This window comes from Curtobacterium sp. GD1 (assembly GCF_020882855.1).
Classification (GTDB): domain Bacteria; phylum Actinomycetota; class Actinomycetes; order Actinomycetales; family Microbacteriaceae; genus Curtobacterium.
On record NZ_JAFEVQ010000007.1, the window covers coordinates 1 to 19243 of the forward strand.

The window sequence follows — 19243 nt, forward strand, 5'->3', positions numbered from 1 at the left end:
ACCCCCGCACACACACTCAACCCCGCAGCACCCGCGCCCCCAGCGCCATTGCAAAGGAGCAACCCATGTCCGTCAACACGAGTCCACGCCTCATCAGCGTCCAGCTCGTCGGTCTCGACGAGGACCTCGGCGCCACCTCGAGCGACGTCATCCGCGTCCTCGCCGACCGCGTCGCCGCGACCGGCCGCGCGGCGGACGGGGCGTCCCTCGCCGCTGACGCGATCAAGCGCGAGGCCAGCGTCGGCACCGGCGTCCCCGGTGGCATCGCGATCCCGCACGCCCGGTCCGCGTCGGTCTCCGAGCCGACCCTGGCGATGAGCCGCCTCGCCCGGACGGTGTCGTTCGGCGCCCCGGACGGCGACGCCGACATCGTCTTCATGATCGCCGTGCCCGAAGGGGCCGACAAGGACCACCTCACGGTCCTCTCGACCCTGGCCCGTGCGCTCATCCGCGAGGACTTCACCGCCGCCCTCCGCGCCGCCGCCACCCCGCAGGAGATCGTGGACCTCGTCGACCGCGAGGTGAGCGGCGAGGTCGCGCAGGCCGGCGTCGGGAACGCGAGCAGCGCCTCCAGTACGACCGTCACCGGCCAGGAGGCGCGACCCGCCGCCGCCACGCACGCCGCGGACGGCGACGCGGCCGGGTCCACCGCCGGAGCACGCAAGGTGCTCGTCGGCGTCACCGCGTGCCCGACCGGCATCGCGCACACCTACATGGCAGCCGACGCCCTCGTCGCCGCGGCCCAGCGCGCGGGTGCCGAGATGCACATCGAAACGCAGGGGTCCTCGCAGGTCGAGCCGCTCGACCCGGCCCTCATCGCCCGCGCCGACGCCGTCGTCTTCGCGGTCGACGTGGACGTCCGCGACCGCGGCCGCTTCGCCGGCAAACCCCTCGTGGCCGGCCCGGTCAAGCGCGGTGTCGACGAGCCGGACAAGATGATCGCCGAGGCCCTCCGAGCCGCTGACGACCCGAACGCCGCACGCGTGCACGGCAACGCGGCCGAGGCCGGCTCGAGCACCGCCAAGGACGAGCACTTCGGGCAGGCGCTCAAGCGCTGGCTGCTCACGGGTGTGAGCTACATGATCCCGTTCGTCGCGGGCGGCGGGCTCCTCATCGCGCTCGGCTTCCTGCTCGCCGGCTACGGCATCGCGCTGACCCACGGTGACTCGGGGCAGAACAACGCGGTCTACACGCTGACGAACTACACGCTCCTGAACCTGCCGCCGGAGGGTCTGGCGTACTACCTCGGTGCCGCCGCGTTCCAGATCGGTGGCGTGTCGCTCGGGTTCCTGGTGGCAGCGCTCGCCGGGTACATCGCCTACGCCATGGCCGACCGGCCCGGCATCGCTCCCGGCTTCGTCGCCGGTTCGATCGCCGTCTTCATGAACGCCGGGTTCCTCGGTGGCCTGATCGGTGGTCTCATCGCCGGTGCCGCCGCCTACTGGATCGGCCGCATCCCGACCTGGCGTTGGCTGCGTGGCCTGATGCCCGTCGTGATCATCCCGCTGTTCGCGTCGATCATCGCCTCGGGGCTCATGCTGCTCGTGCTCGGCGGTCCCATCGCCTGGCTGATGACCCAGCTGACCGAGTTCCTCAACTCGCTGTCCGGTGCCTCGGCGATCCTGCTCGGCATCATCCTCGGCCTGATGATGGCGTTCGACCTCGGCGGCCCGGTCAACAAGGTGGCGTACGCGTTCGCGGTCGCCGGCCTCGGCGCCGGATCCGCGACGAACGTCGTCCCGTTCGAGATCATGGCGGCCGTGATGGCCGCGGGCATGGTCCCGCCGCTGGCCCTGGCGCTCGCCTCGACCGTGCTCTACCGCAAGGGGTTCACGAAGCCCGAGCGCGAGAACGGCAAGGCCGCGTGGCTGCTCGGTGCCTCGTTCATCTCCGAGGGTGCGATCCCGTTCGCGGCGGCCGACCCGCTGCGCGTCATCCCGGCGTCGATGGTCGGTGCTGCGGTCACTGGAGCGATCTCGATGGCTGCCGGCGTGACCTCGCGGGCGCCGCACGGTGGGATCTTCGTGTTCTTCGCGATCGGGGACGTGGCGATGTTCATCGTCGCGATCCTCGCGGGCACCGTGGTGTCGGCGCTCGTGCTCGTCGGGCTGAAGAAGTTCGTGCGGCGGGCCCCGGCGGCCGACGCCGCCGTGTCCGAGACGGCGGACGACCGCGTGGCGGTCGCCGTGTAGTGGTCGTCACCACCTGATTGACGGGCGCGCCCCGCTCAGCGGCAACGCGAAGCGTTGCGCGGGGCGCGCCGACCGAGCCTGCGAGGGAGGGGTGCCGGCTGGCACCGCGCCTCCCGTGCGTCCGTCCGTCCGTGGTCGCAACCACCGCACTTCGTGAGCAGGAATGGTCGGGTGGGCAGGCACGACCCGACCGTTTCTGCTCACGAAACGCAGCGCGCGCCAGCGCGGGCGCGCGCGTGCAGGCGCGCGGACTCAGTCCGCGATGTTCGCGGTGACGGCGTCGATGTAGGCCGCACGCTCCTCGCGCGAGTGCGGCCGCCCCGGCACCCCCGGCCGCTGCTCCCACGGGAACGGCCCGGCGTCGTGCCGGTACTCGATCCCCATCGCCTCGAGCCGAGCGAGGTGCTCGGCGAGCCGTCCCCGGAACTCGGCGACGTCTCGAGGCCCGGCGACGTCGGCCGACCAGAGCGCCTCGGCGAGGGCGGCGACCCGCGGGAAGAGCTGGTAGTCGAGCTTGCGGGCGGTGTCCACGTGCTCGGTCCACATGTTGCCCTGGCCGCCGATCACGTGGGCGCGCTCGGCGTCGGTGAGGTCCGCCGGCACCGGGTCGAAGGCGAACACGTCGTCGACGGACAGGACGATCGACACCGGGATGGGCTCGGTCTCGAGGTCGCTCTGCCGGTAGTCGAGGTACACCTGGTCGTCCGGGGCGGAGATCACGTCGTGCCCCCGCTTCGCCGCGGTCCGGGCGCCGGTGAGCCCGCGCCACGAGAGCACGGTCGCGGACTTCGAGAGCGTGCCGCCCTCGAGGATCTCGTCCCACCCGAACGCCCGCCGCCCGTGCGACTCGACGTGGGAGGCGAGCCGGCCGATGATCCACGCCTGGAGCTGCTCCTCGTCGTCGAGGCCGAGCTCGCGGATGCGTTCCTGCGTGCGGGGGTCATCCTCCCACTGGACCTTGGGGCACTCGTCGCCGCCGACGCCGATGTACTCCGAGGGGAACAGGGCGATGACCTCGTCGAGGACGTCCTGGAAGAAGGCGATCGTGGACTCCTCGGCGTTGAGGACGTCCTCGGCGATGCCCCACTCCGTCCACACGTCGATCGGCTCGCCCGAGACGCCGAGCGACGGGTAGGCGGCGAGGGCGGCGCGGACGTGCCCGGGCGTCTCGATCTCGGGGACGACGGTGACGAACCGGTCGGCCGCGTAGGCGACGATCTCGCGGATGTCGTCCTGCGTGTAGTAGCCGCCGTGCGGACGGCCGTCGAACGCCGCCGGCTGCAGCACCCCATTGGCGTCCGGCACGTGCGCCCCGACCTGCGACTCCTTCCGCCACGAGCCGACCTCGGTCAGGCGCGGGTACTTCCGGATCTCGATGCGCCACCCCTGGTCCTCGGTGAGGTGGAAGTGCAGTCGGTTGAGCCGGTGCGCGGCGAGCTGGTCGATCACCCGCATGACCTCGTGCTTGGTGCGGAAGTGCCGGGCGACGTCGAGCATGACGCCGCGCCAGGCGAACGCGGGGGCGTCCTCGACGGTGACCACCGGGACCGTCCACGGGCCGGTGCCGACCCGGCCCTTGCGGTAGACGTCGGCCGGGAGCGACTGCAGGAGCGCCTGGACGCCGTAGAAGACGCCCGCCGGGCCCCCGCCGGTGATCTCGACCCGGTCGGCCGTGACCCGCAGCCGGAACGACTCGGAGCGGTCACCGGCCGGTCCGGCGGGGAGCGTGTCGTCGTCGGCGACACGGAGTGCGATCACGCCCGAGTGCGCGGTGTCGACCCCGGCCGCGTCGTCGGCGTCGCGCACCGGCAGCCCGGTCGACCCCCGCAGGGTCTGCTGCAGGTACAGTCGGACCGACTCGCTCGCGGCGTCTGCGGCGATGCGGGTCGACGGGGTGATCGCGAAGGCGCCAGCACCCGGTTCGGTGCGGCGCGGCCGTGGGATGAGCATGCCGGAGTCCACCATTCCTCAATGATCTTTCGTAATATGGAGGCTATGGCCGTGGACGAGACCGTGTCAACGCTTCCGAACGGTGTCGTCGGCAGCACACCGGGGATGCTCCGACTCATCAACTCGCGTGCGCTCCTCGCGGAGCTCTTCCGTGACGACGGCTCGCACACCGTCACCGAGCTCGGGCAGACCGTGGGCCTGTCGCGCCCCACGGTCGAGGCGGCGCTGGCCGACCTCGTCGACGAGGGGTGGGTCACCGAGGCCGAGGCGATCGCCACGCCGAACAAGGCGGGTCGCCGCGCGAAGCGGTTCCGCGCGGACGCCGGGGCCGGATCGGTGCTCGGGGTCGACCTCGGGCTGCACGGCATCGTGGGGCTCCGCTCGGACCTCCGCGGTCGGCAGCTCGCCCGGGTCGAGGAGGTCTACACCGACCTCGCCTCCGCCGAGCAGGCGTGGGAGAGCGTGCAGGACGTCGTCCGTCGTCTGGTCGAGGGCACCGACCCGTCACGGCTCCTCGCCGCCACCTTCGGGGTCCCGGCCGTCGTGGACCGTTCCGGCGAGATCGACTACACCGTCGCGGTCCCGCAGTGGGTCGAGCGACGGGTCCCCGGCCGGATCGGCGACCTGTTCCCCACGGCCACCACGTTCTTCGACAACGACGCCAAGCTCGCCGCCACCGCCGAGGCGATGTGGGGACGCTTCCGCGGCGTGCAGGACGGCCTGTACCTGGTGATGGGTCGCCAGATCGGCGCGGCCTACCTGGTCGACGGGTCCCTCGCACGCGGTGCGCGCGGGGCGGCAGGCGAGATGGGCGGCCTGGCATCGACCGGCTGGCCCGACGCACCCGCCCGACTGGAGGCGCGGATCGCCCCCGGTACGGACGTCGAGTCCGTCATGGCGTCGGCCGGGCAGGGCGATCCGGACGCCGCCGCGGCCGTGCGGGCGCTCGCCGCGGACGTCGCGCCCGGGGTCGTGCAGCTCATCGCGACGATCGACCCCGAGGTGGTCGTCGTCGGGGGCGAGGTCCTGCCCGCGGCCCCGGTGTTCTGCGAGGCCCTGACCGAGATCGTCACGCCGCAGCTCCGGCACCCCGTCGAGATCGTCCCGTCGACGGTCGGCCGCGACGCCGTGGCCCGCGGCGCCCTCGCCCGTTCCCTGACCCACGTCCGGACGACGCACATGGGACTCGGCTGACGTCCAGGCTGCGTGCCGGGTCCTGACAGGGCACTCAGGCACCATCGGGGGATGACGACTGCCGTGGCTGCGCCTGCCCACACCATGACCGTCGCCGCCGGCGACTCCGCCGCGGACCCCGAGATGGGCGGGCTCTCCGGCCTCGTGCTGCAGCTCATCGACGCCCTGGGGGAGTGGGGCGTCGCGCTGATGCTCTTCGTCGAGACGGTCTTCCCGCCGATCCCGTCCGAGGTGATCCTGCCGTTGGCCGGGTTCCTGGCGGGTGCCGGCCGGATGAACCTCGTGCTCGTCCTGCTGCTCGCGACGCTCGGCTCCTACCTCGGCGCGCTGGTGCTGTACTGGCTCGGCGCCGTCATCGGCTTCGAGCGGACGACGCGCTGGCTCGGCAAGCTGCCCCTCGTCGACGAGGACGACTTCCGCAAGGCGGCGGACTGGTTCCACCGGCACGGCAAGAGCGCGGTCTTCTTCGGCCGGTTCGTGCCGATCGTCCGCAGCCTCATCTCGCTGCCGGCCGGAGCGGACCGGATGCACCTCGGGACGTTCTCGGTGTTCACGATCATCGCGAGCGGGATCTGGAACAGCGCCCTGGTGCTGCTCGGAGCGGCCTTCGGGACCCAGTACGACAAGGTCGAGCAGTACACCGAGTGGATCGACCGGGTCCTCTACGTGGCGATCGCCGTCGTCGTGGTGACGTTCGTCGTCCGACGGGTCCGACGGGTCCGACGCGTCCGAGCCGAGCGGAACCAGCGCACCGAGCACGGCGCAGTGGCTGCCCGAGGCCGTCGTCGCGCCGAGCCCGCCGGCGACTGAGCGCTCACGCCTTCGTCAGCGCCGACTCCTTGTGGGCGGCGCGCTTGCCGGACTTCTCCGACTCGACGATCCAGTACGGGTCGTCGTCGCGCGGCTTGAACGACTGGCCGTCGAACTCGAAGTCCGAGACCCGCTTCTGCACGAGCGTGCCGGTCGTCTTCCCCTGCGACGTGTTCCAGTGCACGGTGTCGCCCTTCGACAGCGCCATGGTGTCCTCCTTGCGTGATCGCTCACCTGTTCGGACGTCGGACTGTACCCCGATGCATCCGCATGAACACAGGGAAGTAGGCCGATCACGATGTCATAACGTCCGCGCGGATCACGGGGCGGCCGCGTACCGTAGTGGGTGAGTCACCACGTTGGCAACTGCCACGGAACACCGGCTCCGGACGGAACGACATCAGCCATGACCCTGCTGAACGACACACGGTCGGAAACGGTCCTCTCGGGCCGCTACCGCCTCGTGAAGCTCATCGGCACGGGCGGCATGGGATCCGTCTACGAAGCACGTGACGAGCACACCTACCGCGCCGTCGCCGTGAAGCTCTTCGCCACGCCCGAGTCGATGACCACGGCCGACCGGGTCCGCCAAGAGCGCGAGATCCGGCTGCTCAGCATGCTGTCGCACCCGGGGCTCATCCCGCTGTACGACGCCGGCACCCACGACTTCGAGGACGGTCCGCACCGGTACATCGTGATGGAGCTCATCGCGGACACGACGCTCCTGCGCCGGCTCGCCGGGGGCGCCCTGCACAACTACGAGGTGGCCGACCTCGGGGCCCAGCTTGCCGACGCGCTGGCGTACGTGCACTCGCGCGGCATCGTCCACCGCGACGTCAAGCCGGCGAACATCCTCATCAGCGACGAGGGCTCGTCGGGCTTCGCGCGCACCGTGAAGCTCACCGACTTCGGCGTCGCCCACTTCGTCGACGGCTCGCGCCTGACGAACGACGGCACCATCATCGGCACGGCCGCGTACCTCAGCCCCGAGCAGGTCGCCGGGGAACCGATCGGCTTCGCCACCGACGTCTACTCGCTCGGACTGGTGCTGCTCGAGGCCCTCACCGGCAAGCAGGAGTACTCCGGCACCCTCATCGAGGCGGCGCTCGCACGGCTCCGCCACGACCCCGAGATCCCGGACGGCATCGCGCCGGAGTGGCGGGACCTCCTCGCGAAGATGACCGCGCGCAACCCCGACCGCCGCCCGACCGCGGTGGCGATCGCGAACGCCCTCCGCGGTGGTTCCGCCCAGATCACCGGTCCGGTGCCGCTGGGACCGCAGCGCGTGAAGCACAAGCGCGACCACCGCCTGCACCGTGCCGCGCACCGGCACGCCAAGCGCGGGACGTTCGTCACCGTGCGGCGCTGGCGGCGGCGGAACGTGCTCGTCGGGTCGTTCGCGGCCTTCGGCGTCCTGGTCGCCTGCGGGGCGTCCTACGTCGCCGGCACCCTGCACTAGGCCGGTCGCACGGCCGCCGCGCACCCCGTACCGGCGGCCGCTCCGCACCTCCGGGGTCCCTGGCAGGATGGACGGCATGACCGACCAGCGATGGATCAAGATCTGCGGACTGTCGACCCCTGCGACCGTGGACGCCGCCATCGACGCGGGTGCGGACGCGGTCGGGTTCGTCTTCGCCGCCGGCAGCCCCCGGACCGTGACGTCGGACCTCGCGAAGGAGCTCGTCGAGCGGGTGCCGGACGGCATCGACGCGGTCGGGGTCTTCCGTGACCAGGAGATCGACGAGGTCGTCGGCATCGCCTCGGCCGTGGGGCTCACCACGCTGCAGCTGCACGGCGGCGAGTCGGCCACGGACTTCGCGCGCGCCCGCGACGCCGGGTTCTTCACGATCCGGGCGGTCGCGGCCGAGGACTACCTGGCCGAGACGCCGGAACAGCGCGCGTCCTACGACCACGACCTGCTCCTGCTCGACGCCGCGGTGCCGGGCAGCGGGCGGCTCATCGACCCCGCCTCGATCACGGGGAAGGTCGACGAAGCGTGGATCCTCGCGGGCGGGCTGACGCCGGCCAACGTGGTCGCGGCGATCGAGTCGCTCGACCCGGACGGCGTGGACGTGTCGAGCGGTGTCGAGTCCGAGCGCGGCGTGAAGGACGAGGCGAAGATCCGGGCGTTCGTCGAGGCGGTCCGCAGCATCCCCTGAGTGGTTCGCCGCGCCTCCCGTCCGTCGGCGCGTCAGCGCAGGGTGGGGATCAGCTCCGTGAGGAAGGCGTCGGTGTCCTCCCAGCCCTCGACCGCGTGGCAGGGGACGCCGAGGGCCTTCACCGGGTAGTCGTTGCCCTCGGGGTCGAGGCGGTCGCCGACGAACAGCATGTCGTCGAGCGCGACGCTCGTGATCTCGGCCAGGCGCTGCATGCCGTACGCCTTGTCGATGCCCTTGCGGGTGATGTCGACGCTCGTCGAGCCACCGGAACGGACCTCGAGGTCGGGCAGCTCGGCCTGGACGCGCCGACGGAGTTCGTCCTTCTTCGCGCCCGTCGGGTCCCACTGCTTCTTCACGTCGACCGGAGCGGACTGGCCGAGCGCGGAGAACGTGATCTGGGACCCGCGGTCCTCGAGGATGGGGCCCCACGTCTCGGACTCCCAGAACCCGGCGGCCTTTGCCTCGGCCTCGACCGCGGCCAGGGCGCGCGCCTTCTGCTCGTCGGTGAGGTCCTCGGCGTACTGGAGCGCCCAGTCGTCGCCGGTCCACCGGTAGTAGGCGGTGCCGCAGGTCGGCAGGAGGTGCAGGTCGTCGAGCACGAGCCCGTCGCGACGCCGCAGGGGTGCGACGAGCTGCTGCTCGAACTGCTGGAAGTTGCCGCCGGAGATCACCGCGACCGGCACGACCTCGAGCAGGGACGCGAAGGTCTCGAGCATCCGGGGGTCGAGCGCGGACTTCGAGGGGGCGAGGGTGTCGTCCAGGTCGAAGGCGACGAGGCGGGGCGTGGTCATGCCCCGATCCTGCCAGAGGCCCCCGATCACATGCCGGGTGCGATGCCCTGCCCGGACGGCGCTGCGCGATGTCTGCGGTGTCACGCGCGGTGCGTGGCGGGCACCCGGTCGCGGTCGTACGTGATGTCGGTGTAGCCGTGCGGCGCCGGGGAGCCGTCCTCGTCGAGGTTGACGAACACGACCTCGTCGATGGTGAGGATGCTGCGGTGCGTGAAGAGGTTCCGTGCCTCGGCCCGCATCGTCAGCGAGGTGCGGCCGAAGCGGGTGGCGACGAGACCGATCTCGACGATGTCGCCCTCTCGCGCGGACGACACGAACACGATCTCGGACATGTACTTCGTGACGACCTTGCCGTTGCCGAGCTGGATGATCGCGTAGACGGCGGCTTCCTCGTCGATCCAGCGGAGGAGGCTGCCGCCGAACAGGGTGCCGTTGGCGTTGAGGTCCTCCGGACGGACCCACTTGCGGGTGTAGAAGTTCATCTCGGGGCCGGGGGTGTTCGCGTCGTGCTGCATGTCAGTACATGCTACGCCCCGCCGCACACGGCAGCGGCCGCACCCCGGTGGGGATGCGGCCGCGTGCGGTGGTGCAGGACTACTCCTTGACGAGGACGACCTCGTCGAGGGGGAGACGGGTCCGCGGGGCGACCTCGCGCTCGGCGGCCTTGTCGTCGAGCTGCGACGGGTCCGCCACGGTGCCGATCGCGGTGACCGTGTAGGGCAGGAACCGCTCCGGCAGGTCGAACGCGGCACGGAGGCCCTCGGCGTCGATGCCCGCCATCTGGTGCACGTGCAGGCCCTCGGCGTGCGCCTGGACGGTCAGGGCCGCGAGGGACTGGCCGAGGTCGTACTGGGCGAAGGGACGCTCGTCGCCGTCCTCGGTCACGGTCTCGAGCACGCCGACGACCAGGGCGCTGGCGCGGAAGGCCCAGGCGGCGTTGAAGCCGAGCAGGTTCTCGTTGATCTTCCGGAACGTCTCGGTGCCACGGCGGCCGGCGACGAAGCGGCGCGGCTGGAAGTTCATGGCCGACGGGGCCCAGCGAGCGGCTTCGAGGACCGCGTCGTACGCCGCGTCGTCGATCGTCGCGGTCTCGTCGTAGGAACGGGGGCTCCACCGCTCCTCGAGCAGGGGGACGAGGGGCTGGCTGGAGTCGGTCGAACGCGTGAGCGTGCTGGAGTTCGTCGAGGTCATGGTGGGCACAACGGTATTCGATGCGTTCGCATTTCCGGCCTGAGCAACGTCACATGGTGCAAGGATGGAGCCGATGGGTGGCGTGTTGACCGGGTTCGCGATCATCGGCGCGATCATCGCCGCCGGGTACGTCGTCGGACGCATCGGACTGCTCGGCCAGCACGCCCAGTTCGTGATGAGCCGGCTCGCGTTCTTCGTGCTCATGCCCTGCCTGCTCTTCCACACGATCGCCACGGCGGACATCCACGTCCTGCTGTCGCCGATGCTGTGGGTGTCCCTGCTCAGCGCGGTCGTGGTGGCCATCGGCGCCGGCGTGGTCTTCCGGGTCGTCCTGCGCCGGCCGCTCGCGACCACGACGGTCGGGGCGCTCGCCGCGAGCTACGTCAACGCGAACAACATCGGGTTGCCGGTCGCCGTGTACGTCCTCGGCCAGGCCACCGCGGTCGTGCCGGTCATCCTGCTGCAGCTCATCGTGCTCGCGCCGATCGCGCTGACGATCCTGGACACCGCGACCTCGGCGGGCGGGAGCTGGTGGCGCCGGGTCTCGGGGCCGTTCCGGAACCCCATCATCATCGCCTCGCTCGTGGGCCTGGTCTTCTCGGCGACGGGCATCGACCTGCCGACGCCCGTGCTCGAGCCGTTCTCGCTGGTCGGCGCGGCCGCCGTGCCCGTGGTCCTGCTGTCGTTCGGGATGAGCCTGCACGGTGCGACCCCGCTCCGCGACCCGGCGATCCGGACGGACGTCATCGTGGCGTCGGCGATCAAGCTCGTCGTGATGCCGGCCGTGGCGTTCGTGTTCGCCCGGTTCGTGTTCGGGCTGGGGGACCAGGACGTCTTCGTGCTCACGACCCTCGGGGCGCTGCCGGCGGCGCAGAACGTCTTCAACTACGCGCAGCGGTACGGGGCGGCGGTGCCGGTCGCGCGGGACGTGGTGCTCATCTCGACGATCGGTTCCGTGCCGGTGCTGGTCGCGGTCGCCGCGCTCCTGCACCCGTAGTCGCGTGACGCATCGGGGCGGCGCGTACCGTGGGCGCCACCGAACGGAAGAGGAGGTCCCCGATGGACACCATGGCGATGATGAAGACCATGTCCACGAGCGAGATGCCCGTGGCGATGGACGCTGAGCTCATGCAGGACACGATGATGGCGATGAACGCCGCGTCGATGGCCGCGACGATGTGCTCCGCGAGCGACATGCAGATGGGTGCCGACATGGCCACCTGTGCCGCGATGTGCTCGAACACGGCGATGATGGCCGACACCGGCATGCGGATGATGATGCGTCCGATGGGCATGGACGCCGACAGCATGCGCGCGATGCTCACGGCCTGCGTCGCGATGGGCACGGCGTGTGCCGCCGAGTGCCGCAGCCACGCGGACATGGACGAGTCGTGCCGCTACTGCGCGATGGCGTGCGACGAGATGGTCGCGAAGTGCGAGGCGATGATGGCCTCGATGACCGCCTGACGCGTCACGCGGTGCGCGCGGTGGTCTTCCGACCGCCGGCGCTGAGGATCTCCGCGGCCGGGTGGTGGGCGACCGGGTCGCCGACCGACACGAGCGTGTCGGCGTCCGCCACCCGCAGCTGCGTCACGCCGCCGTCGAGGAACGCGACCACCACGTCGGCGGGGCGTGTCTCGACGACGACGCCGTCCCTCCAGGCACGGGGCGTGGCGTCGGCCATGACGCGCTGGATCGGAAGGATCGTCGACGGGGTCGTGCGGGACATGGCTTCACCTGCTCTCGAAGGGGTTCGGTGCAGGCAACGTACGTCGCTGGGTCGGCCCCGCTCAACGAGGGCGGACGCGGGGAGTAACAGAAGGCGTCAGAAGATCATCGGCCGGTCGTCGTCGAGCGAGGTCTCGAGGTCGAGGTCGACCGACACCGGGACGTGGTCGCTCGGCGCGTCGCCCTTCCGCTCGTCGCGGTGGATGCGGGCGTCCGTCACGACGTCCGAGAACGCCTGCGAGCCCATGATGAAGTCGATGCGCATGCCCTCGTTGCGGGGGAAGCGCAGGGACTTGTAGTCCCAGTAGGTGTAGCCGTCCGGCACGATCGGGCGGACGACGTCCTGCAGCCCACGCGCCTCGAACTCCCGGAAGGCCGCGCGCTCGGGTTCGGTGACGTGCGTGTGCCCCTCGAAGACCGAGACGTCCCACACGTCGGAGTCGAGCGGCGCCACGTTCCAGTCGCCCATCAGCGCGAGCGGCTGCTCGGGGTGCGCCGTGAGCCACTCCGAGGTGCGGTCGGCCAACTGCCCGAGCCAGTCGAGCTTGTACGTGTAGTGCGGGTCGCCGACCTCGCGCCCGTTCGGCACGTAGAGGCTCCACAGGCGGACGCCGTCGACCGTGACACCGAGGGCGCGGGCCTCCACCGGGAGGTCGGGGCCCTCGTGCCCCTTGAGGAACCCGGGCTGGCCGGGGAAGTCGCGGGTGACGTCCTCGAGCGGGAGTCGGCTCGCGAAGGCCACCCCGTTCCACTGGTTCAGGCCGTGCGCCTCGACCTGGTAGCCAGCGGCCTCGAACGCCTCGACCGGGAACTGCTCCGGCTTGCACTTGATCTCCTGCATGCCGAGGACGTCGACGTCCTCGCGCACCAGCCAGTCGACGATCCGACCCACTCGGGTGCGGACGGAGTTCACGTTCCAGGTCGCCACGCGCATGGGTCCGAACCTACCGTGCGCCGGCCCGGCGGGGCTCCGCGTGCCGGACCGTGCTCCCGGGCGGTGCACGGCACGATGGTGTTCGCTGGATCACAGGACGAGACTGCATCGGAGGCACTCATGGCATCGACGACGAACCGCGTCGACGGGACCGCGACGACCGGCACCACGACGACGCAGGTCACCACCAAGGGCCGGACGATCATCGACGACACGGTCGTCGCGAAGGTCGCCGGCATCGCCGCCCGGGACGTCCCCGGCGTCTTCGCGCTCGGCGGCAACGCGGCCCGGGCGTTCGGCGCGATCCGTGACGCGATCGGCTCGAGCGCGCTCGGCCAGGGCGTCCGCGTCGAGGTCGGCGAGACGCAGGTCGCGGTCGACCTGACGATCGTCGTGGACTACCCGACGCCGATGATGGACGTCGCCACCGCGGTGCGCACGGCCGTCACGACCGCGGTCACCGAGCTCGTCGGGCTCGAGGTCACCGAGGTCAACATCGCCATCAACGACGTGAACATCCCCGCCCTCAACGGTGTCGTCGACGACGCCGAGGGCCGCGTCCGGTGAACGCCACCGTCGTCGGCATGGGCGTCGGCGCACTGCTCGCGATCGTCGCCGTGACGCTCGGTGCCTGGGCGTTCGTCGTGGTCGCCGTCTGCATGCTCGTGGGCGGGATCGTCGCCCGCATCGTCACCGGCGACGTCGACGTGCGCCGACTCCTCGACGTGCTGCGCGGACGCCGGAGCTCGTCGTGAGCACGCCCGCCGTCGCCGGTCCCGGCAGCGGCGGACGGGTCCCCGGCTCCGACCGGATCGGTTCGGCAGCCCTCGTGCACACCGCGCAGGCGGTCGCTGCGGAAGCGCTCCGGGTGCCGTTCCAGGAGGCACGTGCCCGGGTCGCCGACGACGGCCGCGGTGGGCTGGCGGTCGAGATCACCGCACCGCTCGCCGTCCCCGCGCTGGGGAGCCACGCGGTCCCCGACGAACCCGTCACCACCTCGGCGCACCGCGCCCGCGGCACGATCGCCGAGCGGCTCCGCACCATCACCGGCCGACAGGTCGAACGGGTGACCGTGACGTTCTCGTCGTCCGTCGTCGACACCCCGAGGAGGGTCCGGTGACCGAGCGTTCCCTGCCGGCCGGCCCGACCCACGACCGGGTGTACCGCCGGATCGTCCGCCGCGAGACGAACGCCTCGCGGTCGGGAGCGGTCGTCGTCGCGATGCTCGTCACCCTCGTGCTCGCCGCGGCCGCCGTGTTCGCCGCCGCACTCGTGTTCCTCGACCAGCGTGCGCTCGGTGTCGATCCCCGTGCGGTCGTGGACGCCGCCGCCCGGGCGCCCCGCGGGCTCGACGCGACCGTCGTGGTCGGCATCGCGGCGATCGTCGCCCTGGTCGGTCTCGTGTTCCTCGCGCAGGGCCTCCTGCCGCAGCGTCGGCCCCGGCACGCGATGTCGTCGTCGCGGCTCGCCGTGGTCGTCGACGACGAGGTGCTCGCATCGGCCGCCGCGCGGGCCGCACGGTCGGCCACCCGGCTCGGTCCTGACGCGGCCGTCGGCACCGTCGGCCGTCGGACGGTCGACGTCGTGCTCCGCCCGCCCGCGGGGGCCGACGTCCCCGCGGTCGCCGCGACCGACGCCGTGACCGCGGAGTTCGCCGCGATCGACGCGCAGCCCGGCGTCACCGCGCGGGTCCGCGTGCAGCCGACCGGACGGGTGGACGGATGAACGCCACGAACCGCGTCGTCGGACGGACGGCGCTCGTGCTGGTCGGACTCGCGCTGCTCGTGCTCGGCGTCGGGGCGATCCTCGTCCAGACGCTGCCGTGGGCGGCCACGGCGTGGCACGAGCGTGCCGGCGTGCTCGACGCCCTGGGCGCGGATGCCCCGCGCGAGGCCTCGGTGACGGCGTGGACCTGGGTCCTCGGCGGTGCGGTGGTGCTCGGGGTCCTGGCGATCGTGGTGCTGTCGACGCTCGGTGGCGGTCGGGTCGGCACCGTGGTCGAGGACGACGGGTCCGCCGGCGGGGTCGCCGGTTCGGTCCGGATCGACGCCGCCGCGGTGCAGCACGCGCTGTCGTCGGCGATCGGTGCCATGCCGCAGGTGGGCTCGCTCGCGGTCGATGTGTTCCGGGTCCGGGGCAGCCGGGCGATCCGGATCCGCGTCCGACCCCGTCGCGGAGCCTCGCCGCGCGACATCACGACCGGGGTGGAGGACATCGTCGCCGACCTGGACGCCCTGCTCGGGGACCGTCTGCCGGTCCTGCTCGAGATCGCCCGGGGCGGTGCGGGCTCCGGCCGCACGGACCGGGTGCACTGAGGTCGGCATGCCGCGCTCGATCGACGGACTGTCCCGTGCGCGGGGTGCCGTCGCGGTGCCCGCGGTCGTCCGTGGCGCTGCACGGGGTCGTCCGGTGCAGGCCGTGTGGGTCAACGAGATCGGTGGCCGGACGTTCCGCATCGGTGCGGACGGCCTGGCCGAGGAGTACGTCAAGGTGCTCCCGCACGCCTACGCGCCGTGGATCGTCGGCGAGGCCGCACGCCTGACCTGGGCCTCCCGGTACGCGCGGGTCCCGGAGCTCCTCGACCACGGGGTCGACGACGAGGGGGCCTGGCTCCGCACCCGCGCGCTGCCGGGGTGGAGCGCGGTCGACCCCCGGTGGCACGACGAACCGCGCACGGCCGTGATCGCGGCCGGCGAGGGACTGCGGGCGCTGCACGACACCCTGCCCGTGCTCGACTGCCCGTTCGAGTGGTCCACCGTGCAGCGGGCCGGACGGGCCCGCGCTGCCGGTGCCGACCCCGAGGCGCTCGGTCCGGAGCCGCCCGTGGACCGCGTGGTGGTGTGCCACGGCGACCCGTGCACGCCGAACACCCTGATCGGCGCGGACGGCCGGTTCGCCGGGCACGTCGACCTCGACGCCCTCGGCATCGCCGACCGCTGGGCGGACCTGGGCGTGGCGACGATGGCGCTCGGGTGGAACTACGGCCCCGGGTGGGACGGACTCTTCCACGAGGCGTACGGGCTGCCCGTCGACGAGGAGCGGACGGCCTGGTACCGGGCGCTGTGGAACCTGGACGACGACGGCATCGAGACCGCCTCCGGCACGGAGACCGCCCACGGGACGAGCGCCGGACCGGATGCCCGACGGGACGGCTAGAAGGCCACGCCCCGCGCCTGCATGAACGGCACCGGGTCGACCGTGGCGCCGTTCACGTGGACCTCGAAGTGCGTGTGGCAGCCGGTCGAGTTGCCGGTGGAGCCGACGAGCGCGATCAGCTGCCCGGCCGACACCTGCTGGCCGGGGCTGACCCGGAACCCGCCGTTCACGATGTGCCCGTATGCCGTCTGGACCCCGCCGCCGTGGCTGATCCGCACGTAGTTGCCGTACCCGCCGTACCAGCCGGCGTAGTCGACCGTGCCGGCGGCCGCCGCGACGATGGGCGTCGAGCACCCGCTCGCGAGGTCGGCGCCGTCGTGCTTGATGACGGTGCCGTAGATCGGGTGCACGCGGTACCCGTACGGGCTGATCACGTACCCGCTGGCCGGACGGACCCACCCGGTCCCCGAGCCGGACCCCGGCGAACCGCTGGAACCCGAGCCGCTGCTGCCGGTACCGCCACCCCCGCCGCTGCCGGCGTTGGCCGCGTTCGCGGCGTTCTGCGCGGCGATGGCCCGGAGGTAGGCCTCGCGCGCGGCCTTCTCCTCCGCCGCCTTGCGCACGGCCTCGCCCTTGGCGAACTCGGCCTCGGTCCGGACCCGGCCGGAGGTCAGCGTCGCGAGCTGGGCGTCGAGCCGTGCCTTGTTGGTCTGCTGTTCGTCGTAGGCGGCCTGCACCTTGTCCGCCGCGGCCTGGGAGGCCTGCATGCGGCGCTCGGCCTCGGCAGCGAGGTCGTCGAGCGCCTCGGACGCACGGTCGGCCTGGGCGGTGAGGGACCGGGCGACGGCGGCGTCGGCGGTGGCTGCGGCCTCGACGCGTTCGGCCTGCTCGGAGAGCTTGCTGAGCGCACCGAGGTTGTAGAGGAGGTCGCTGGCGTCCTGGCCGCCGGAGATCACGGACGCGGTGACGTCGGCGCCCCCGGACCGGGCCATCTGGGCGGCGAACTGCCCCGCCTGGGCGGCGCTCTGCTCGGCGACCTCGGCGTGGTCGTCGGCGTCGGCGCGGAGCCGCTGTTCCTTCTCGGCGGCGTCCTGCGCTTCGCTCTGCGCATCGAAGAACTCGGTGCCGAGGCGCTCGGCCTCGGCCTCGGCCGCCTTCACCTTGCTCGACAGCCCGGAGATGATGCCGCGGATCTCGGTGATCTGGTCCTGCTTGTCGGACTCCTGCCCGCGCGCGGCCATGACCTCGTCCCACGAGGGGTAGGTCGCCGCGCTCGCCACCGGCGCGTCGAACACCACCGTGCCGACGAGGCCCGCGAGCGCGAGGCCGGTGGCGGCGAGACGGAGTCGGACGGCGGCACGGGGACGGGAGTGGCTGGTGGGACGAGTCACGGGCACGAGCCTATACATCCGTTCAGGCACGATCGGCCGTCGCCGCGCGGCTGTGGACAACTTCGCAGGGCGGGCGTTCAGAAGCCGCGTTCCCGCCGGACGGCATCGGCACTGTCGACGACGTCCCGCTGCAGGACGGCGGCGCCCGACGTCCCGGCGTAGTCGTACACGTCGAACCCGGTGCAGTGGGTGATCGTCGCGGGCGGGCCGAGCGAGTCCTCGACGGCGGTCGTCCAGACGTCGCCGGACCCGATCACCACGAAGGTCGGCGTGGCATCGCGGTAGGCCCCCAGGTCGACGAGCCACGGGTAGGTCGCGAACGTGTCCCGCACCTGCAACAGCTGCACGTTCGTGGACGCGTACGTGGCGAGTGGGCGGACCGTCCAGAACTGCCCGACCCCGACGACGTCCCGCCCGTCGGCCCAGCGGTCGAGGCAGGCCGCCGGGTCGTAGCGGGCCTGTGCGACCGCGCGGGCGGTGCTCGGTGCGGTGGCGATCCCGGCGAGCAGCACCCCGGCGGCCGCGAGGGCGAGCACGGCCCGGATGCCGCGTCGCGGCCGGTGCACCTGGGTCCGGCGGACGGCGGTGCGGGCGAGCTCGGCGACCGCGACCAGGGCGAGCAGCGGTGCCGTCACGATCGGCTCGAGGTACCGCGGGGTCTCCGAACCCGCGACGACGACCCCGACCGACACCGCCACGACGGTGACGAGCGGGAGCGCTGCGGCGACGAGGACGGTCCGCGAGGTCCGGACCCGCCATGCCCAGACGGTGCCGCCGACCGACAGGAGCACCCCCACGAGCAGCAGGAGCAGCCCCGCGTCGCCCGCCGCCGACCCCGCGCGGTCGTCGGTGAGTGCGGCGAAGAACCCGAGCGTCTCGCCGGCCCGCGACGGCTGGACGTAGGTCGACGGGTCGAGGGACACGAACGGCCGCAGCGGGATCCGCAGCAGGTACCCGACGACGGACCCGAGGGTAAGCGTCGCGGCGAGGAGCCCGACCGGACGCCACGGGAGCCGGCGGGCGAGTGCCAGGAGCACGAGGGTCACGACGACCGGGGCGGCCGACCACGGGACGTACAGCGGGTTCGACGCCGTCGTGCACGCGGCGACGAGGCCGAGCACGACGAGGACCGTGACGGACGCCCGCCCGAGCCGCACCGCACGGAGCACGAGCACCGCGGTGCCGAGCATCGCCAGCACCGCGCCGTAGTAGTACGTCGTCGTGGGGAGCAGGGACGCGAGCTCCAACGAGGTCGCGGTGGCCGACGACTCGGTGAGCACCAGGAGCGTCACGAACCCGAGGGCGACCGCGGACACCGCGATCCGGGCCGACCGCCGGGCCGCCGGCATGAGCTCGTTCGCCGCGGCCCGGACGAGCGCGTACACGGCGAGCAGTACGAGGACGCCGTTCAGCGCGAGCGCCTGCTGCGGCGTGGCAGTCACGACGGAGCAGAGGAGGTAGACCGGCAGCTCCGGGAAGAAGAACAGCGCCGGGGACATCGCCCACTCGAACGGCTGCCCGAGCTGCATCGACCGTTCGACGAGCGGCAGCAGCACCGAGTCCCCGTCGTACCAGAGCAGGGCGACCCTGGAGGTCGCGACGACGTGGCGCAGGGCGATGACGGCCAGGGCCAGCGCGACCAGGGCGCCCAGCGCCTCCTGGCCGACCGCGAGCCGTCGCGCGCGCCACCGCGAGCCGCCTGTCGGACGCACGACCTCGCTGACCGGGCGCGCGTCGGAGGACATGACCGGAGCGTACCGAGCGTGGCTCGCAGCGCACCCCACCCACACGGGGCAGCGCGCTGCGG

The 19243-nt window shown here is 72.4% G+C and carries 22 protein-coding genes; 13 read left to right on the forward strand and 9 right to left on the reverse strand.

Annotated features, from left to right (window positions below; all coding sequences use genetic code 11):
• Positions 1-65 precede the first annotated feature (65 nt).
• A complete protein-coding gene (locus JSX79_RS05225; RefSeq protein ID WP_229085364.1) occupies positions 66-2192 on the forward strand; it encodes a fructose-specific PTS transporter subunit EIIC in 2127 nt (708 codons plus the stop codon).
• Between the two features lie 252 nt (positions 2193-2444).
• On the opposite strand, the gene JSX79_RS05230 is transcribed toward JSX79_RS05225, so the two are convergent.
• The gene (locus tag JSX79_RS05230) at positions 2445-4157 is read right to left on the reverse strand and encodes a beta-N-acetylhexosaminidase (protein ID WP_229085365.1); all 1713 of its coding nucleotides are present in this window, start codon (positions 4155-4157) and stop codon (positions 2445-2447) included.
• A gap of 36 nt (positions 4158-4193) precedes the next feature.
• On the opposite strand from JSX79_RS05230, the gene JSX79_RS05235 reads away from it, so the two are divergent.
• Both JSX79_RS05235 and JSX79_RS05240 read left to right on the forward strand, forming a co-directional pair.
• Positions 4194-5336: an ROK family transcriptional regulator gene (locus JSX79_RS05235; RefSeq protein ID WP_229085366.1), complete on the forward strand. Its 1143-nt coding sequence runs from the start codon at positions 4194-4196 to the stop codon at positions 5334-5336.
• A gap of 51 nt (positions 5337-5387) precedes the next feature.
• The gene (locus JSX79_RS05240) at positions 5388-6146 is read left to right on the forward strand and encodes a DedA family protein (protein ID WP_229085367.1); all 759 of its coding nucleotides are present in this window, start codon (positions 5388-5390) and stop codon (positions 6144-6146) included.
• Positions 6147-6150: 4 nt separating this feature from the next.
• Here JSX79_RS05240 and JSX79_RS05245 read toward each other — a convergent pair whose 3' ends face one another.
• On the reverse strand, positions 6151-6354 hold the full coding sequence (locus JSX79_RS05245) for a DUF2945 domain-containing protein (RefSeq protein WP_229085368.1): 204 nt from the start codon (positions 6352-6354) through the stop codon (positions 6151-6153).
• Positions 6355-6552: 198 nt separating this feature from the next.
• On the opposite strand from JSX79_RS05245, the gene JSX79_RS05250 reads away from it, so the two are divergent.
• Positions 6553-7605: a serine/threonine-protein kinase gene (locus tag JSX79_RS05250; RefSeq protein WP_071294423.1), complete on the forward strand. Its 1053-nt coding sequence runs from the start codon at positions 6553-6555 to the stop codon at positions 7603-7605.
• A 76-nt stretch (positions 7606-7681) separates the two neighbouring features.
• Positions 7682-8305, forward strand: a complete 624-nt coding sequence (locus tag JSX79_RS05255) for a phosphoribosylanthranilate isomerase (protein ID WP_229085369.1) — start codon at positions 7682-7684, stop codon at positions 8303-8305.
• 32 nt (positions 8306-8337) lie between these two features.
• On the opposite strand, the gene JSX79_RS05260 is transcribed toward JSX79_RS05255, so the two are convergent.
• The 3 genes from JSX79_RS05260 to JSX79_RS05270 all read right to left on the reverse strand — a co-directional run bounded on the left by JSX79_RS05260 (position 8338) and on the right by JSX79_RS05270 (position 10287).
• Positions 8338-9096, reverse strand: a complete 759-nt coding sequence (locus tag JSX79_RS05260) for an HAD-IIB family hydrolase (protein ID WP_071294424.1) — start codon at positions 9094-9096, stop codon at positions 8338-8340.
• A gap of 80 nt (positions 9097-9176) precedes the next feature.
• Positions 9177-9611, reverse strand: coding sequence for an acyl-CoA thioesterase (locus JSX79_RS05265; protein ID WP_083295084.1), 435 nt, complete (start codon positions 9609-9611; stop codon positions 9177-9179).
• Positions 9612-9690: 79 nt separating this feature from the next.
• On the reverse strand, positions 9691-10287 hold the full coding sequence (locus tag JSX79_RS05270; RefSeq protein WP_229085370.1) for a nitroreductase family protein: 597 nt from the start codon (positions 10285-10287) through the stop codon (positions 9691-9693).
• 73 nt (positions 10288-10360) lie between these two features.
• Here JSX79_RS05270 and JSX79_RS05275 point away from each other — a divergent pair, with 73 nt between their 5' ends.
• Entirely contained in the window at positions 10361-11284 is a 924-nt protein-coding gene (locus tag JSX79_RS05275) for an AEC family transporter (RefSeq protein ID WP_071294426.1), read from the forward strand.
• 62 nt (positions 11285-11346) lie between these two features.
• Positions 11347-11754 carry an aldehyde dehydrogenase gene (locus tag JSX79_RS05280; RefSeq protein WP_071294427.1) on the forward strand — a complete coding sequence of 136 codons (408 nt, stop codon included), beginning with the start codon at positions 11347-11349 and terminating at the stop codon, positions 11752-11754.
• A 4-nt stretch (positions 11755-11758) separates the two neighbouring features.
• On the opposite strand, the gene JSX79_RS05285 is transcribed toward JSX79_RS05280, so the two are convergent.
• Together JSX79_RS05285 and JSX79_RS05290 are read right to left on the reverse strand one after the other, a co-directional pair.
• Positions 11759-12016, reverse strand: a complete 258-nt coding sequence (locus JSX79_RS05285; protein WP_229085371.1) for a nuclease — start codon at positions 12014-12016, stop codon at positions 11759-11761.
• 96 nt (positions 12017-12112) lie between these two features.
• Positions 12113-12949, reverse strand: coding sequence for an exodeoxyribonuclease III (locus tag JSX79_RS05290; RefSeq protein ID WP_070417058.1), 837 nt, complete (start codon positions 12947-12949; stop codon positions 12113-12115).
• Positions 12950-13069: 120 nt separating this feature from the next.
• On the opposite strand from JSX79_RS05290, the gene JSX79_RS05295 reads away from it, so the two are divergent.
• Genes JSX79_RS05295 through JSX79_RS05320 form a run of 6 tightly spaced genes read left to right on the forward strand, consistent with a single transcriptional unit; the run spans position 13070 to position 16105 of the window.
• Positions 13070-13516 (forward strand): Asp23/Gls24 family envelope stress response protein, encoded by a 447-nt coding sequence (locus JSX79_RS05295; protein WP_229085372.1) that lies wholly within the window; start codon positions 13070-13072, stop codon positions 13514-13516.
• Positions 13513-13704: a hypothetical protein gene (locus JSX79_RS05300; protein ID WP_070417057.1), complete on the forward strand. Its 192-nt coding sequence runs from the start codon at positions 13513-13515 to the stop codon at positions 13702-13704. The genes JSX79_RS05295 and JSX79_RS05300 overlap by 4 nt, the downstream gene beginning before the upstream one ends.
• A complete protein-coding gene (locus JSX79_RS05305; RefSeq protein ID WP_092384650.1) occupies positions 13701-14069 on the forward strand; it encodes a hypothetical protein in 369 nt (122 codons plus the stop codon). The genes JSX79_RS05300 and JSX79_RS05305 overlap by 4 nt, the downstream gene beginning before the upstream one ends.
• Positions 14066-14674, forward strand: coding sequence for a hypothetical protein (locus JSX79_RS05310; protein WP_092384648.1), 609 nt, complete (start codon positions 14066-14068; stop codon positions 14672-14674). The genes JSX79_RS05305 and JSX79_RS05310 overlap by 4 nt, the downstream gene beginning before the upstream one ends.
• A complete protein-coding gene (locus tag JSX79_RS05315) occupies positions 14671-15264 on the forward strand; it encodes a hypothetical protein (RefSeq protein ID WP_070417054.1) in 594 nt (197 codons plus the stop codon). Before JSX79_RS05310 ends, JSX79_RS05315 begins: the two co-directional genes overlap by 4 nt.
• A 7-nt stretch (positions 15265-15271) precedes the next feature.
• Positions 15272-16105: an aminoglycoside 3'-phosphotransferase gene (locus JSX79_RS05320; RefSeq protein WP_229085373.1), complete on the forward strand. Its 834-nt coding sequence runs from the start codon at positions 15272-15274 to the stop codon at positions 16103-16105.
• Here the strand turns inward: JSX79_RS05320 and JSX79_RS18610 are convergent.
• Both JSX79_RS18610 and JSX79_RS05330 read right to left on the reverse strand, forming a co-directional pair.
• The gene (locus JSX79_RS18610) at positions 16102-17436 is read right to left on the reverse strand and encodes a M23 family metallopeptidase (protein ID WP_229085374.1); all 1335 of its coding nucleotides are present in this window, start codon (positions 17434-17436) and stop codon (positions 16102-16104) included. The two genes, JSX79_RS05320 and JSX79_RS18610, sit on opposite strands and share 4 nt — an antisense overlap.
• Before the next feature lie 77 nt (positions 17437-17513).
• Positions 17514-19181, reverse strand: a complete 1668-nt coding sequence (locus JSX79_RS05330) for a hypothetical protein (RefSeq protein ID WP_229085375.1) — start codon at positions 19179-19181, stop codon at positions 17514-17516.
• Positions 19182-19243 lie beyond the last annotated feature (62 nt).